The organism is Pedobacter lusitanus (genome assembly GCF_040026395.1).
GTDB lineage: Bacteria > Bacteroidota > Bacteroidia > Sphingobacteriales > Sphingobacteriaceae > Pedobacter > Pedobacter lusitanus.
The window spans coordinates 2,409,268-2,424,857 of the sequence record NZ_CP157278.1; the positions used below are offsets into that span (position 1 = coordinate 2,409,268).

The following is a 15,590-nucleotide window of genomic DNA, read 5'->3' on the forward strand; positions in this document are numbered from 1 at the left end:
TGACTAATATACATCAGCTATCTTTTCCCCGCTTATAATCGGGTACAATTTCATTAAGTTTACAAAAAATTCATAATGAGCAGCAAAGATCAGCATCCAGCAAATGTTTTAACATTCCAGAAAGGTAAGTATGTATTTACTGACCATTTAAAAGTGGTACATCCTCAAGGATTAAGCGTTCCTTTTCTTACTGCTGAAGCAATTCTGATTACAGACAACAATGGTTCACCAAAAGGTGACATTGCAACTGTTAAGGTAAGTGATCTGATCCTGAAACAATCTACTTTTATTGATGATGACGGAAGGTCCCTTGAGGCACATAAATTATATGTATGGCCCCGTAATCTTGGCAGCACTCAGGAATGGACGGCAAATAAACTGGAATTTCTGAATCAGTTTGTACTGAATTTCCCGATTGAAATAATCTCTTCAGATGAGTCAAACGGGGTAACCTGGAAATATATCACACCTGAGTATTTCAAAAAGATTCCGGAGGCTATTGAGGCTTCTGCCGACTTTCAGGAGTATGCAGCACATCAAAGTGAATACTTCTTTTTGCGTCGTCCGCTGAAAGAAATAAAATAAGTAAAGACTTTTCGTCTGTCAGTTTCCATCTGCTGCTTTATCGGAATGTAACCCTGCTGTTTAAATTCCGGTAAAACGGTCTCTCATTTAGTGATTTTTACTAAAATACTATGAACATGCATGAAAATCAACAATATTTATTTCAGGTAAACCTGAAGGGAATGATTTCCCTTTTGTCAGAACATCTCTATAGTAATCCGAGTACTTTTGTAAGAGAGCTTTTACAAAATGGTGTGGATGCAATAACAGCATTCCGGACTATTCATGAAGACCATGAAGGCTGTCTCCGCATTTATTTACCGGATAATGCAAGGGCAGAAATGATATTTGAAGACAATGGCATCGGACTGAAAGAGGAAGAAATCCACAAATTCCTGGCAGTTATTGGTGAAAGTTCTAAACGTGAAGCATTTGAAGCCAAAGACTATATAGGAAAATTTGGGATTGGATTACTCTCCTGTTTTGTGGTCAGCAATGAAATCATTGTAGAATCAAGATCGGCCTTCAGTGAAAAAGCAGTAAGATGGACAGGAAAATCTGATGGTACTTATAGTATTCTGGAAATTGAGGAGCCCAGGTCAATCGGAACCAGGGTAATCCTACTGCCTAAAGAAGAATTTAAACACCTGTTTGAACCTGGTGTTTTCCAAAGGAATTTAGCCTATTATGGCGAAGCTTTACCTATGCCAATTTATCTGCATTATAATGCAGCTATTACCTGGATCAATGAATCGGGAGCCCGCTGGCTTAATCCCAGAGCCTCTAAAGAAGAATTACTGGCTATAGGCAGAAAAACTTTTAACACCGGTTTTCTGGATGCCTTTCCTATTTCTTCTGTTAACGGAGGGGTTAAAGGAGTAGCATTTGTCTCTCTTTATAAAACACAGTTTACAGGCAAGCAGAGCCATAAACTTTATTTAAAGCGCATGTTTATGAGTGAGGATGATTGCCATCTTTTACCTAAATGGGCATTTTTTATCCGTTGCATATTCAATGCTGATGGTCTGGATGCTACTGCTTCCAGAGAATCACTGGTGTATAATGACACACTCAAAGCAGCTCAAAATGAGATTTCACAATCCATTAAGTCTTATCTCAAAACCATAGACATAGTTGACCCGGATATTTACCAGAAACTGGTCAGTACGCATTACCTCCATCTTAAAGCTATTGCCGCAGAAGACCATGAACTGTTAATGGTATTTATGGATGATTTGCTTTTTGAAACCAATAAAGGTCCAAGGAGCTACAGGAGTATCAGACATCTGGAGCAGACCATCTATTATACCCCTAATATCAACGACTTTAAACAGATCCACAGAATCGCAGGATCGCAGGGCATCCTGGTGATTAATGCAGGTTATACTTTTGAAGAGGCGCTGTTAAAAAAAATCAGTCAGCTGCATCCCGATCTGAAGATAGAACAGTTATCACCGGAAAGCCTGTTGAATACTTTTCACTCGGTTGATCTGCAAAATTCAGCAGAACTGTTAGATTTTGAAAACAGGGCAGCAGTGGTCCTTCAGCCACTAAACTGCAGCTGTAGTCTTAAACATTTTAATCCTGCTGACACACCGGCAATTTATATAGGTGCTCATGAAGATATTGATGCTAAAAGTACACAGGAGTCTTCTGGTTTTAATCCGCTGGAAGCTACACTGGGTATGTTTACCAAAAAGACAAAAGTAATTCAGCCATTGCTTTGTTTGAATGTAGATAACAAACTGGTTAAAAGCATTACCGGGATTAAAGATCCTTATTTATTCCCTTCGATTATACACATTTTATATGTGCAGGCATTAATGCTGGGGAAATACCCGGTCAGTGACAGAGAAATGAATTTATTTAATGAAGCACTTCATAACCTGGTGATTATGGGTATGGACAATTTTATCAATATATAAAAACAATGAGTTATACTTTAGATATACAGGAATTAGCGGATACTGCTAATCAGGACAACATAAATCCAAAGGACGCCCAAAAATTACTGATCGCAGCGATTCAGCTGGCAGACGAGAATCTGGATACACTGCTGGGATATGAATTGAGATTAAATCTTTTAAACAAACAATGGGGGCTTGCTGACAAGCCATATTTTGTCAATGCATTTAGCTGGATGTTAAATGCCTATGATGAAAACCCGAAAAATTATTCAGTAAACACCTTATTATGGAGATATAAATGGGTAATCGGCGAATTGTTTTCCAATCCGGATGTTCCTCTGGCACAGATTCAACTTGTCCTGGAAGATTATAAACGCAGAGCTGTGGAACAGGGTTTTAATCTCCGCTCCTATTATACCAAACAGCTTCATGATGCATTAAATCAAAAAGACAGTGCAGCAAGCAGAAAATATCTGGACCTGGTGAATGCTTTACCAACTGATGGGATCAGCGATTGCAGAGCCTGTGAAGTGGATAATGAGGTTTCATTTTTAATCAATGAGGGGGACTTTAAAGAAGCCTTTAGCAGGGCTCAGCCTTTGCTTCAAAAACAGTACAGCTGTGCTCATGTACCTTTGATTACCTTGTGTAATTTATGTTATATGGCCATTAAAGATCACAGGATTAAAGAGGCTGCTGATCTGTTCATGGAAGCTGAGCAGGAGTTACTGGGAAAAGAATCTGATTCTACGCTGATTACCTCAATGGGGATGCTGATTGTTTATCTTTTTCATACGGACAAAACTACCGGCTGGAATTATGCGGAGAGATATCTGCCATGGGCGCTGGAATGTGAAGCAAATAAGAAGTTTTTCTTCTCGATGCATCTGGCAGAGGCTTTAAAACTTGAGGATCAGGAAAATATAGTCAGGCTTAAACTGCCTGATGCACATCCACTGTACAAGGCTTCAGATACCTATGCTGTAAAAGATCTGTATGATTTTTATTATCAACAGGCTATAGATTACGCATACAGGTTTGATAAACGTAATGGTAATTCCAACTTTTCGATACAGGCAGAGGATGCAAAAATCTAATTTTCATTTATAATAAAACAGGCCCGTATAAGGGCCTTTATTATAAATGATTAGTTTATCCTGATTAGTCTCAGATAGTCCAGCATAGCCTGATTAATCTCTCCATTCATATTTTCGTTCCAGTCTTCAAAAGAAAGACTGAACTCATGTTGTCCTTTTTTCAATTTCACTGAATTGATATTACTGAATCCCCAGTCAGACCACTCTTCTTTTCCGCGCTGAGGAAATACAAAAGTCCCGGCAAATAAACCATCGACCTTAAATGTTCTGACTGCACATTTATTCTCTGTATTGGTTGGGCCATTTCCGTTAGCATACCTGAAATCTACAGCATAAGTACCCGTTTCAGGAATATTAACCTTTATAGTCACTTTTTTATTTTTCGTTTTACTGATTTCAATAAAACCATTTGCGGTATATCCCTGATAAGGTAAAGTTGATTTTTCAGCTACGGTTTCCATAACAATGGTTTGCACATCTTTTTTATCCGTAATCAAAACCGGCTCACTGGCAAAGGATGGTACCCCATTTTTATCTATCGCAATGACCTGATATTCTCCGCTTTGTTCGGGAGTATAATTCAGTCCGGATGTTTGAGTAACTTCTTTCCCGTTACGAATAATCTGATAGTGCTCTGCACCTTCTACTTTTCCCCAGCTGATCAATGCACCTTCTTTTTTCAGCAAAGGAACAACAACAGAGAAATAGTCTTCAGTTTCGCCTGTTTTACTCTTTTCGGTTTTATGATCAGCCAGTATAATATCCACCTGGTGTTTCCCTTTGAGGTTTACAGGAATTGTTGCCTGCGGCAAAGGTTTCCCATCAAGGGTAACAGATTTGATTATATTTCCATATCCACTCAGTTTTATATCCAGAACAGCTTTACGGTACTTAAAATTAGTCAGTGTCCGCTCGCCTTTTAAAACTTCCGGAACGAATGGTTTAAACACTAACCCGTTTACCTGCATATCCATACCAAAAAGCACTTTATAAATCAGACTTATATTTCCGGAAAGACTCCACAGCATATTGCTCGAATTAACCTGCGTACCGGCAAAATCACCCGTGGTGGCAACAAAGTTCTCTTTATTGGTCAGAAATAATGCGGCAGGGCGATAGATCGCACTCATGCTTTGTATTAATGCTTCTGCATTGCCCGTTTTTGCAGCTGCAAGTGACCAGTAGGCTTGTACAAATGGCCAGACAGCATTGTTATGATAGGGCGGAATATTTGGGATCTGCGGGTAAATACAGGGAATACCAAAACTGTTTACCGGTGTCTGTTCAATTACCGATTTCTGTCTGTTCTGATCTGCAATGTCAAACAGAACAGTAAGGGCTTCACCCAGTGCTTCAGAGCGGGGAGATAAAATTTTAAACTGCCTGCCATACAAATATTGCCCGTAATAACCTTTTTCCGGTATCCATAAATGGGTATTGATTCCTGCTCTGATCTGCTGGGCAATCCCGGCATATTTTTTTGCTGCCGTCTGATCTTTCATCAGCACAGCCATTTGAGCAAGTACCTGGTTTGTCTGATAATGAACGGCATTGGTTCCAAGATTTTCGGAAGCGTAGATATCTGCAGACTGCATCCATTTGGGATAAGTCTGATCTCTCCAGTCTAAAAATGAAGATTCTCCTCTAACCAGACCAGTCTGAGGATCATAAACATTTTTCAAATCATCTTCCACAGAGTTTTTAATAATCGTATAGGCTTTGGTCAGCCACGACTGATCACCGGTATTTTTATATACTTCCCAGGCTGCAACAGCCCAGATCATCCTGTCCGAAGATACCGGCCATGAACCGCCTGTACCTGTATCCTGAATGACGCGATTATTTTTAACTTTTCTAAGCAGGCTGTATTGGGCAACTTTTGGCTGCAATGTAGCCATAGAAAGTATGATGCTATAACTGATATCTCTGGTCCAGACCCCTGCCCACTCTTTTCCTGTTCTGAAAGTACTATCTGGTTCTACTGCATTCTCCATTTCTTCTAAACCCAGATTATACAGTGCGTCCATCATTGGAACAGCAGATTTATACTGAGGAAAAGCAGACACGTCTTTTGTAAGTTTCCAGGAAGAGGCTGTAGTTTTTTTCTCCTGTGCCTTATTCATTTCCAGAGTGACCGTATAAATACCATCACTATCAGTATCTTTTAATTCCAGCTCTTTATGATTACTCAGGTTATCAAAATCCCAGATCAGCGGACTGATACTTCCTGCTACAAAAACACCTTTGAAATCTGCTTTGTAGATTTTTGTTCCATCGTATGCGGTATAAAAACCTTTTGAAGCAAAGGCGGCAAGCACTTCGCGCATATCCAGTCTAATAGTGAATTTCGTATCAGGAGAGAGGAAAACTCCTTTAGCTAATGACTTTTGTGCTTTTAATTGTTGTCCAAAACGGATAACAGGAGTTTCAAATTGCCCGTTTACAGCAATAATGCTAAGCTCATGGTTCTTTCCCGAGACCATTTCATTATCCTTACCATTGATACTGAATTTAAAAGACAGATCTGGACTGATATCCAGATTAACGGGACTCTGATAATTGGAATGCAGCATCGTTGAAGACAGGGCAACAGCTTCAAATGCGCCCTGGGTTACCTTGTCTTTTGATAAGCTATATGCATCAGACTGATAAATATTGTTCATAGGCTTTTGGGCCTCAGCAGCCATAAAAGAGAACGAAAAAATTGCAGTAACGAAAAGTTTATTCATGTGTCCACAAAAGTAAAATTTAAAACTTAATATGCTAAGTATGGACAGGGTTACCCGGTTCTGAACAGGGTTTATGACCTGAATAAGATATTATCCTGCAATGAGGACTCAGGAGGTTTAGAATCAAGAAACAATCTCATCCTCCCCTTTACAATGATTACATTTTTCGCAAGTATATGGGCAAATATGTCCGTCCCATATCTCACTAATGGGCCAGTTAATTACTCTTCATCTTCTAATATATTCCTGTCTTCCCAGCTCAGATATGCTCTGTACCAGTCCGCGCATTGCTTGAATATATCAGTCATATCTCCTTCTTCCAGTGTGAAATGAACTGCAAAAAGATGATTTTCAACAAGCCCGTAAAGATTCAGATATTCAAATTCATAGGTTTTGGTACCTGCTTTAAAATTAAGTCCCTCCACTTCATCTGCAGCGATAACTTCCATTATTGTATGTGAAGCAGTGTGTTGTATTACAGTTCTGCTTTCAAGCTCATTTTCCAGGTGTTCACTAGGTTCTAAAAAAACTATTTCAGGGAGTGTAAAGTCAATTAAATTCATGGCGCTAATTTAAGCATAAAGATTACCTGCCACCACTCTGTATCCTGTTTTTTTTATTTACAGACAAGCCCCTGATCCCAATCCTTCCACACTGCTTCATATCCTTTCTCTTTCAGCATGGTTTCAATTTCTCCCGGTGTTCTTTCATCACTGATCTCAAACTGTTCTAGGGACTCAGGTTCTACCGCATATCCTCCGGGATTTGTCTTTGACCCTGCACTCATAGAGGTAATCCCCAAACCGATAATATGGTCCCGGAATACAATAGATTCTCTGGTAGAAATAGACAATTCAACTTCTTCATTAAATAATCTGTAAGCACAAATCAGCTGAACCAGCTCTCTGTCTGACATTTCCACTTTCGGCTCCAGTCCGCCACTAAACGGACGCAAACGCGGAAACGATAAGCTATACCTGGTTTTCCAGTATTTTTTCTCCAGATAACTCAGATGCAGTGCTGTAAAAAAAGAGTCTGTACGCCAGTCCTCCAGACCAATCAGCACACCCAGTCCCATTTTATGAACTTCTGCTTTTCCCAGCCTGTCAGGGGTTTCCAGTCTGTATTCAAAGTTAGACTTCTTCCCTTTTGGATGATGTTTTTTATAATCTTCCCGGTGATAGGTTTCCTGATATACCAGCACAGTATTTAGTCCCAGGGGAATCAATTCTTCGTAATCCTCTTTATTCAATGGCTGAACTTCCATGGAAATCAGGGCAAAATGAGGACGTAAAAGCTCCAGTACTTTTTTAAAGTATTCAGTATGCACGGTTTGATTGGCTTCACCGGTAACCAGTAAGACATGATCGTAACCCATTTCTTTCAGCACGGCAACTTCCTGCATAATTTCCATAGGAGACAGGGTTTTCCGCCTTACTTTATTATCCAGGCTGAATCCGCAGTAAGTACAGATATTATTACACTCATTAGAAAGATACAGGGGTACATATAACTGCATCACCTTACCAAACCGCCTGAGTGTAATCTGCCTGCTTAACTGTGCCATTTGTTCCAGATAAGGAGCCGCTGCAGGAGAGATCAGCGCTTTAAAGTCTTCCAGTGTTCTTCTGTTATTCCCTAAAGCATGTTCTACATCCAATGCTGTTTTATCATAAATACTCTGCCTGGTCTCTTCCCAGCTGTAAGTATTAAAAAGTGCAGTGAAATTATCAGTCATCCAGAAAAGAAGTTAAAGGGCTGCTTGACACAGCATATGTATTGATTGCACCTAATTTTGCTTCGAAAGCCATTCTTCCTGCTATTACAGCTATTTTAAAAGCTTCAGCCATTTTCACCGGATCTCTGGAAACAGCAATTGCTGTATTGACCAGCACTGCATCTGCGCCTATCTCCATAGCCTTTGCTGCATCTGACGGCGAACCAATTCCAGCATCTATAATCACTGGAACATTGCTCTGACTGATAATAATTTCCAGAAAATCAATGGTCTTTAATCCTTTATTACTGCCAATCGGTGAACCTAATGGCATAACCGCAGCTGTACCTGCATTTTCCAGATGTTTACACAATACCGGATCGGCATGTATATAAGGCAGGATGATAAAACCTAATTTCGCGAGTTCTTCTGTTGCTTTTAAGGTTTCAACAGGATCGGGCATCAGGTATTTGGGATCAGGATGAATTTCAAGTTTAATCCAGTTGGTCTCCAGTGCTTCTCTGGCCATCTGCGCTGCAAAAACAGCTTCTTTCGCATTTCTGACTCCCGACGTATTAGGCAACAGGTTGATCTGCGGATAATTCAGATGGCTCAGTATATCATCTTCTGAAGATTTCAGATCGACTCTTTTTAAAGCTACTGTTACCAGTTCTGATCCTGAAGCCAGCAGTGCCTCTTCCATGACTCCGGCCGAACTGAATTTCCCCGTACCGGTAAACAGACGGGAATTAAATACTTTATCTGCAATGGTTAACATAACGTTTGTGTTGAATTAAGATTCATTTCCTGGTAAAGCTGATTTATACTTGAAGCGGGATTGTCATCCTGCGTCAGTAAACCGGAAACCGCTATACCATAAATTCCGGTTTGCAGTATAACACCTACATCCTGAGTCTGTATGCCTCCTATAGCTATAATGGGCAATTTTATATTGGCCTCTTTAACTTGCTCCATTAGCCTTTTATAACCATCGAGTCCAAGAACCGGACTCAGATTTTTCTTGGTACTGGTAAATCTGAACGGACCTAACCCGATATAATCAGCTCCTTCATCTGCTCTTTTACATACATCCTCAAATGTATTTGCCGTCCCGCCAATGCATCTGTGTTTCCCCAGGATAGTTCTTGCGGCTGATACTGACAGGTCATTCAACCCAAGATGTACACCATAGGCACCGGATTTCAAGGCCAGCTCAGGGTAGTCATTGATGATTAGTTTGGCTCCGTACTGCTCACATAAACGGCTTGCCTGAACAGCCAGTTCGAGAATGGCATCTTCTGTTTGTTCTTTTACTCTGAGTTGTATCCATTTACCTCCTGCACGCAGCACTTTTTCTATTGCTGTCAGGTGCGTCCCGTTATCAGGGGCCTGTGATATATAATGTAACTGATCAATTAACATGTTTAATCTATAGTGATTTGAGCATTTTTTCAAATTCTGTTAATACGCGGGATGGATGATTCCAAAGTGCTCCAAGAACAGCCGCTCCATCAAAATTCATTTGTTTCACGACATTGAACAAATCGGCTGTAATTCCTCCCAAAGCAAAAACCTTTAATCCCGCTGGTTTTTCGGTCAGCTTAAAATTTTCACCTGTTATACTTTGATAGCCTGCTTTGGAAATACTATTAAACACAGGGCCAAAAAAGACATAATCCAGAAAGGCTGTATCTGCAGGCAGCTCCCATTCATGAATAGAACGGCTTAAATGGAACCCATTGGCAAAAAGCTCAATTCTTTTCTGTTCACCGGTAATCCTCCAGAGTTTTTCCGGATAATGCAGTCTTCGGATTGCAAACATATCTGCCAGTTCATGATGCTGATGAATAGCAATGGCCGGATAATAAGCCGGATTAATTTCTTTCATCAGCAGCATAAACTTCACTTCATCATTCTCCGGTTTCCTGAGATGCAATAAACTGAGTCCCGCAGCAAAAAGTGCGTTGATCAATTGACCTTCCCCAACAAAATAATCCGGACGTGTAATGACAATGAGTTCCATTTACAAATAGATTTCGCTTCCTTTTTCTGTAAATTCACGTGACTTTTCTTTCATTCCTTTAGCTAAAGCATCAGCTTCATCCAGTCCTTGTTTGGCTGCATATTCCCTCACGTCCTGTGTGATTTTCATAGAACAGAAGTTAGGTCCGCACATGGAACAGAAATGGGCAATTTTAGCTCCGTCTGCAGGAAGGGTTTCATCATGAAACTCTTTAGCAGTATCGGGATCAAGGGAAAGGTTAAACTGATCCTCCCATCTGAACTCGAATCTTGCTTTACTCAAAGCATTATCACGATACTGGGCTCCGGGATGTCCCTTGGCCAGATCTGCGGCATGTGCAGCAATTTTATAGGTAATCACACCGTCCTTCACATCTTTTTTATTGGGTAAACCCAAATGTTCTTTTGGCGTTACATAACATAACATGGCAGTTCCGTACCAGCCTATCATCGCAGCTCCGATTGCCGAAGTAATATGGTCGTATCCGGGTGCTATATCTGTAGTCAGCGGACCTAAAGTATAAAATGGTGCCTCTCCGCAATGTTCAAGCTGTTTTTCCATATTAGCTTTGATCAGGTGCATCGGTACGTGTCCAGGTCCCTCAATGATAGTCTGTACATCATGTTTCCATGCAATTTTTGTCAGCTCGCCCAGAGTTTCCAGCTCTGCAAACTGTGCAGCATCATTAGCGTCAGCCAGACATCCCGGCCTTAAACCATCACCTAAAGAAAAGGCAACGTCATAGGCCTTCATAATCTCACAGATTTCTTCAAAGTGCGTGTACAGGAAGCTTTCCTGATGATGTGCCAGACACCATTTTGCCATGATAGACCCGCCTCTTGAAACGATACCGGTAATCCTTTTGGCAGTCAGTGGAATATAGCGTAATAATACTCCGGCATGAATGGTAAAATAATCAACCCCCTGCTCGGCCTGCTCAATCAATGTATCTCTGAACAATTCCCAGGTCAGGTCTTCTGCTTTACCATTTACCTTTTCCAGTGCCTGGTAAATCGGAACTGTCCCGATCGGAACAGGCGAATTCCTGATAATCCACTCTCTTGTTTCATGAATATTTTTGCCCGTTGACAAATCCATAATTGTATCTGCACCCCAGCGGCAAGCCCATACTGCTTTTTCAACTTCTTCTTCAATACTGGAAGTTACAGCTGAATTACCAATATTGGCATTAATCTTAACCAGAAAATTCCGGCCGATAATCATAGGCTCAGACTCAGGGTGATTGATATTTGATGGAATAACTGCTCTGCCGCAAGCTACTTCCTGACGTACAAATTCGGGGGTGATAAATTCTTTTGGGGTATTTGCTCCAAAGCTATTTCCCGGATGCTGATGGCTCATGGCCTCCGCCTGCTCCCCCTGTTCTTTATTCCACAATTCTATCCTTTGATTTTCTCTGATAGCGATATATTCCATTTCAGGAGTAATAATCCCTTTTCTTGCATAGTGCATTTGTGATACGTTCTGACCAGCTTTTGCACGATATGGCTGATGCTGAAAGGCAAAACGCAACTGATCAAGTGAAGGATCTGCCAGTCTCTGCGCACCATAAGCTGAAGTAATCTGATCAAGCTTTTCAACATCGCCTCTGCCGGTAACCCAGTTTTCTCTGATTCTGGGCAACCCGGATTTCACATCAATATGTGCATTGGGATCAGTATAAGGTCCACTTGTATCATAAACTGTTACAGACGGATTTTTCTCTGTCAGGCCAAAACCATTGTGTATTTTGGTTTCGCTAAGGCTGATTTCACGCATGGCTACTTCAATATCATGAAGTTGTCCTTTTACAAAAACTTTACGGGAGGCCGGAAATGGCGTCCTGCTGATGACCTGGCCATCTGGAATTTTTTCTACTTTCATCGTTATGTGATTTTTGTTAGGTTAGAAACAGAAATAAAGAATTATCCCCCCTGGGTAGCTTTGATCAGCATGACCTGATCTCCGGGTTGAAGATGGTATGCAGACCAGTCAGATTTAGACACGACAGACTGATTAACAGCTACCGCAATACCGCTATCAGAAACCTGCAAAACAGTACTTAACAACTGTACAACAGAACAGGAACCGGTGATAGAATAAGTTTGATGATTTACAGTAATTTCCATTCTTTTCATTTTTTAATAACGATAGGAATGACCTGTATAAGGAATGAAAAACCACAGCATAGCAATGGCCTTACTTTTCCCTTCGGCAGTACTAACTGCATCAGGTTCAAAGGGTATATCTCAGCGCAAGGCACCCCTAAAGTTTTTTGTAAACCTATAACATTTTTAAGAAGAAACGAAATATAATTGAAAAATCCATTTTGGTTTTGTCCGTATGCCCTGTCACTTTTACATTACAAACATCAGATGTTTGTTCCGATGATTTATCTTTGAAACATCAGATGTTTAAATCATGAAGAGAATCAATCTATCAGACAAGGTAATCACTGCGCTTAAAAGCGATATCGCCTCTGGAAAGCTCAAAAAAGGCACAAAAATCCCATCAGAGCCCGAATTGATGGAGCGCTACGAAGTTGGCCGTTCTACGATCAGAGAGGCTATCAAAACCCTGGCTATGTCCGGAATTCTTAAAGTACAACAGGGATCAGGTACTTTTGTAGCCTCCAAAATTAAAAGTGAAACTCTTGCCCAGCGTTTGCGCCGCGCCGACTTTGAAGAAATCAATGCGGTACGTTCCTTACTTGAAATAGAAATCGTCAGACTGGCTTGTCTGAACAGAACTGATAAGGACATCAGTGCCATGCAGGATCATTTAATACAACGAAAAAAAGCTATAGAGACTGACCAGCAGCAAAAATGTACGGATGCTGATATAGCTTTTCATGTCAGCATTGCAAAGGCTTCAAAAAACAAGGTATTGGTAGACTTATATCAAAACTTCACCTCGGTTATCAGGGATTTCTTTACCAAACGTAAAGAAGAAAACATGACCTATTTTGCCAGAAGTCATAAATGGCATGAAGAACTTGCCCTTGCCATCATTAACAGGAATCAGGAATCAGCAGTACAGCTTATCAAAACTTTATTAAACAACAATTATTAATCATATAACTCATGACTATTTTAACCTTTACCCTGATCCTGTTACTGGGGGCTTATCTTGCAGGACTTGCAGGCTCTCTTACGGGGCTTGGCGGTGGCGTGGTAATTATACCGCTACTCACCCTGTTTTTCCATGTTGATATCCGTTATGCCATTGGTGCAGCACTGGTTGCTTCAATAGCCACTTCTTCAGGCTCCGCAAGTGCCTATGTAAAGGAGGGTATTACCAATATCCGTCTGGGTATGTTTCTTGAAATTGCAACTACAGCTGGTGCAGTTATCGGAGCTATTCTGGCAATTTACACTCCGGTTAACATTGTAGCTATTCTGTTTGGTGTTACCCTGATATTCTCTGCAGCAATGACGCTTAGGAAGAAACACGAGGGTGCACTGACAGAAGGAAGCAGACTTTCTTATCTGCTTAAATTAAATAGCAGCTACCCTTCAAAAGAAGGTGTTATAGACTATAAGCTAAAAAATATTGGCGGTGGTTTTTCTATTATGACACTGGCAGGGATGCTTTCAGGCTTATTAGGCATAGGTTCGGGAGCCCTAAAAGTTCTGGCGATGGACAGTGCCATGCGGGTTCCGTTCAGGGTAAGTACTACGACCAGTAATTTTATGGTCGGTGTGACTGCTGCTGCGAGTGCCGTTGTTTATCTGCAAAGAGGTTATATTGATCCTGGAATTGCTTTCCCTGTAATTATTGGTGTACTGGCAGGCGCTTTTACAGGTTCAAAATTACTGATGAGAATCGACGTTAAGTGGCTGAAAATCATATTCAGTTTTGCAATCACAGCTATCGCACTCAATATGATATACAATGGTTTTAATCATAAATTCTAGGAAACATGAATACGAATAAAGAAACTAAAAGAGTAACCGACTATGACATGCAGCAGCTGATTGGTCAGGTGTTAAGATATGGCGTATTGATTTCGGGTCTGATAGCTATAATTGGGGGAATATGGTACTTGTTTCAACAAGGTTCCGGTATTCCTGAATACGGGGTATTTCACGGAGAAGGTGAAGGATATACCAGTCTGACCGGCATTATCAAAGGGCTAAGTAATGGTAGTGCAACTGAGATTATACAATTGGGTGTAGTCATTCTGATTGCCACACCCATTATAAGGATTGTATTTTCTCTGGTTGCTTTTGGCCTGGAAAGAGATAAATTATATGTGCTGATTACGCTGATTGTTCTTTCTATTATCCTGTTCAGCATGTTCGGCGGACTGAGCATTTAATCATATAGTTTTAACTGCTGCCTGTCTGCTTTTGTAATAGGCAAAAATTCCGGTAGCAGTTAATCCTATCATTCCTTCAATCAATACTGCAGGTCTTGGACCAATTAAATGAGCCACCCATCCAATGAGCAGACTACCTACAGGTATCAGTCCCTGGTAGGCCATGACATAGTAACTGATTGCGCGTCCGCGCATTTCAGGAACAGCATGTGTTTGTATGTAAGTATTAATAGCTGATGACTGGGCCATCATTCCAACTCCTGATAAACCCATGAATAATAAAGCAATTGGCAATTGCGGCGCATAAGCCAGGAATAACAAACTTCCACCCATCACTGCTCCGGCAATAGTGGTTAATTTGATCATGGTACTGCTGTTTTTTAAATTGGCAAGATAAATAGCGCTGATAATAGATCCAAGCCCTGCTGCACTTTCAAACCAGCTGAAAGTCTTAGCATCTCCGTTAAATATATCTTTGGCAAAGATTGGCATCAGGGTATTGAAAGGAATTACAAAAAGACTGCTCACTCCAATCATCATAATCATACTGCTCAGTTCTTTATCTCCTGCCACATACCTGAATCCTTCTTCCAGCTCCACCCAAATGCTTTTAGTAGATTTAGTAATAATCTGCACCGGCAGACGCATCATAAATAAACAGATCAGCACTGGAATATAACTCAAAAAGTTACCCAGAAAACAAATGTCAGTACCAAAAGTACTTAGAATAATCCCTGCTACTGCTGGTCCTGCAATACGTGCAAAATTAGCCATTGACGAGTTGAGCGCAATGGCGTTGGGTAAATCATCTTTATCATTGACCATTTCTACCATCAGTGACTGTCTGCAGGTGACGTCAAATGCATTGACAATTCCCTGCACCAGACTAAGTCCGATAATAAAAAGTATATTATTAAATCCGAAATAGATAATTGCTGCCAGTGCCCCGGCCTGAATCATAGATACAATCTGTGTGATGACCAGAATGCGGTAACGGTTATGTCTGTCTACCAGACTGCCGGCATATGGCGATAAAATCAGTGAAGGAATCAAACTCACAAAACCAACAACTCCAAGCAAAACCGCAGATCCTGTAAGCTGATATACCAGCCAGCTGACCGCCGTCTTTTGCATCCATGTGCCTACAAGGGAAATTGATTGTCCATAAAAGAAGAGTTTGAAATTTCGTGATTTTAATGATCGGAAGACATTCATGATATTATTTTACTGTT

15 protein-coding genes and 1 riboswitch are annotated in these 15,590 nt (G+C 40.7%); of the genes, 6 read left to right on the top strand and 9 right to left on the bottom strand.

The features are described 5' to 3' along the window. Positions 1-75: 75 nt before the first annotated feature. From PL_RS10155 to PL_RS10165, 3 genes are all read left to right on the top strand, one after another. Positions 76-585, top strand: a complete 510-nt coding sequence (locus PL_RS10155) for a hypothetical protein (RefSeq protein WP_041883225.1) — start codon at positions 76-78, stop codon at positions 583-585. A gap of 116 nt (positions 586-701) precedes the next feature. Continuing rightward, positions 702-2,489 carry an HSP90 family protein gene (locus PL_RS10160; protein WP_041883227.1) on the top strand — a complete coding sequence of 596 codons (1,788 nt, stop codon included), beginning with the start codon at positions 702-704 and terminating at the stop codon, positions 2,487-2,489. Positions 2,490-2,494: 5 nt separating this feature from the next. Next, positions 2,495-3,568: a hypothetical protein gene (locus tag PL_RS10165; protein WP_041883228.1), complete on the top strand. Its 1,074-nt coding sequence runs from the start codon at positions 2,495-2,497 to the stop codon at positions 3,566-3,568. Positions 3,569-3,618: 50 nt separating this feature from the next. Here PL_RS10165 and PL_RS10170 read toward each other — a convergent pair whose 3' ends face one another. From PL_RS10170 to thiS, 8 genes are all read right to left on the bottom strand, one after another. Continuing rightward, positions 3,619-6,297: an MGH1-like glycoside hydrolase domain-containing protein gene (locus PL_RS10170; protein ID WP_041883229.1), complete on the bottom strand. Its 2,679-nt coding sequence runs from the start codon at positions 6,295-6,297 to the stop codon at positions 3,619-3,621. A gap of 221 nt (positions 6,298-6,518) precedes the next feature. Next, entirely contained in the window at positions 6,519-6,860 is a 342-nt protein-coding gene (locus tag PL_RS10175) for a hypothetical protein (RefSeq protein ID WP_041883231.1), read from the bottom strand. A 53-nt stretch (positions 6,861-6,913) separates the two neighbouring features. After that, complete coding sequence (thiH, locus tag PL_RS10180; RefSeq protein ID WP_041883232.1) at positions 6,914-8,035, bottom strand: 2-iminoacetate synthase ThiH; 1,122 nt, start codon at positions 8,033-8,035, stop codon at positions 6,914-6,916. Then, positions 8,028-8,792: a thiazole synthase gene (locus PL_RS10185; protein WP_041883233.1), complete on the bottom strand. Its 765-nt coding sequence runs from the start codon at positions 8,790-8,792 to the stop codon at positions 8,028-8,030. The genes thiH and PL_RS10185 overlap by 8 nt, the downstream gene beginning before the upstream one ends. Further along, positions 8,786-9,436 (bottom strand): thiamine phosphate synthase, encoded by a 651-nt coding sequence (locus PL_RS10190; protein ID WP_041883234.1) that lies wholly within the window; start codon positions 9,434-9,436, stop codon positions 8,786-8,788. The genes PL_RS10185 and PL_RS10190 overlap by 7 nt, the downstream gene beginning before the upstream one ends. Before the next feature lie 7 nt (positions 9,437-9,443). Beyond that, on the bottom strand, positions 9,444-10,037 hold the full coding sequence (locus PL_RS10195) for a thiamine phosphate synthase (RefSeq protein ID WP_052496392.1): 594 nt from the start codon (positions 10,035-10,037) through the stop codon (positions 9,444-9,446). Next, positions 10,038-11,921: a phosphomethylpyrimidine synthase ThiC gene (gene thiC, locus PL_RS10200; RefSeq protein ID WP_041883235.1), complete on the bottom strand. Its 1,884-nt coding sequence runs from the start codon at positions 11,919-11,921 to the stop codon at positions 10,038-10,040. A 41-nt stretch (positions 11,922-11,962) separates the two neighbouring features. Then, positions 11,963-12,175 carry a sulfur carrier protein ThiS gene (thiS, locus tag PL_RS10205; protein ID WP_348621598.1) on the bottom strand — a complete coding sequence of 71 codons (213 nt, stop codon included), beginning with the start codon at positions 12,173-12,175 and terminating at the stop codon, positions 11,963-11,965. A gap of 51 nt (positions 12,176-12,226) precedes the next feature. Further along, a riboswitch (TPP riboswitch) is annotated at positions 12,227-12,314 on the bottom strand. Between the two features lie 144 nt (positions 12,315-12,458). Between thiS and PL_RS10210 the strand changes: the two genes are divergently transcribed. From PL_RS10210 to PL_RS10220, 3 genes are read left to right on the top strand one after another with little or no spacing between them, the layout of a single operon-like run. After that, on the top strand, positions 12,459-13,109 hold the full coding sequence (locus tag PL_RS10210) for a FadR/GntR family transcriptional regulator (protein WP_041883236.1): 651 nt from the start codon (positions 12,459-12,461) through the stop codon (positions 13,107-13,109). 11 nt (positions 13,110-13,120) lie between these two features. Further along, positions 13,121-13,954 carry a sulfite exporter TauE/SafE family protein gene (locus tag PL_RS10215; RefSeq protein WP_041883237.1) on the top strand — a complete coding sequence of 278 codons (834 nt, stop codon included), beginning with the start codon at positions 13,121-13,123 and terminating at the stop codon, positions 13,952-13,954. A gap of 5 nt (positions 13,955-13,959) precedes the next feature. Then, the gene (locus PL_RS10220; RefSeq protein WP_041883238.1) at positions 13,960-14,358 is read left to right on the top strand and encodes a DUF1634 domain-containing protein; all 399 of its coding nucleotides are present in this window, start codon (positions 13,960-13,962) and stop codon (positions 14,356-14,358) included. Here PL_RS10220 and PL_RS10225 read toward each other — a convergent pair whose 3' ends face one another. Continuing rightward, complete coding sequence (locus tag PL_RS10225) at positions 14,359-15,573, bottom strand: MFS transporter (protein ID WP_041883239.1); 1,215 nt, start codon at positions 15,571-15,573, stop codon at positions 14,359-14,361. Positions 15,574-15,590 lie beyond the last annotated feature (17 nt).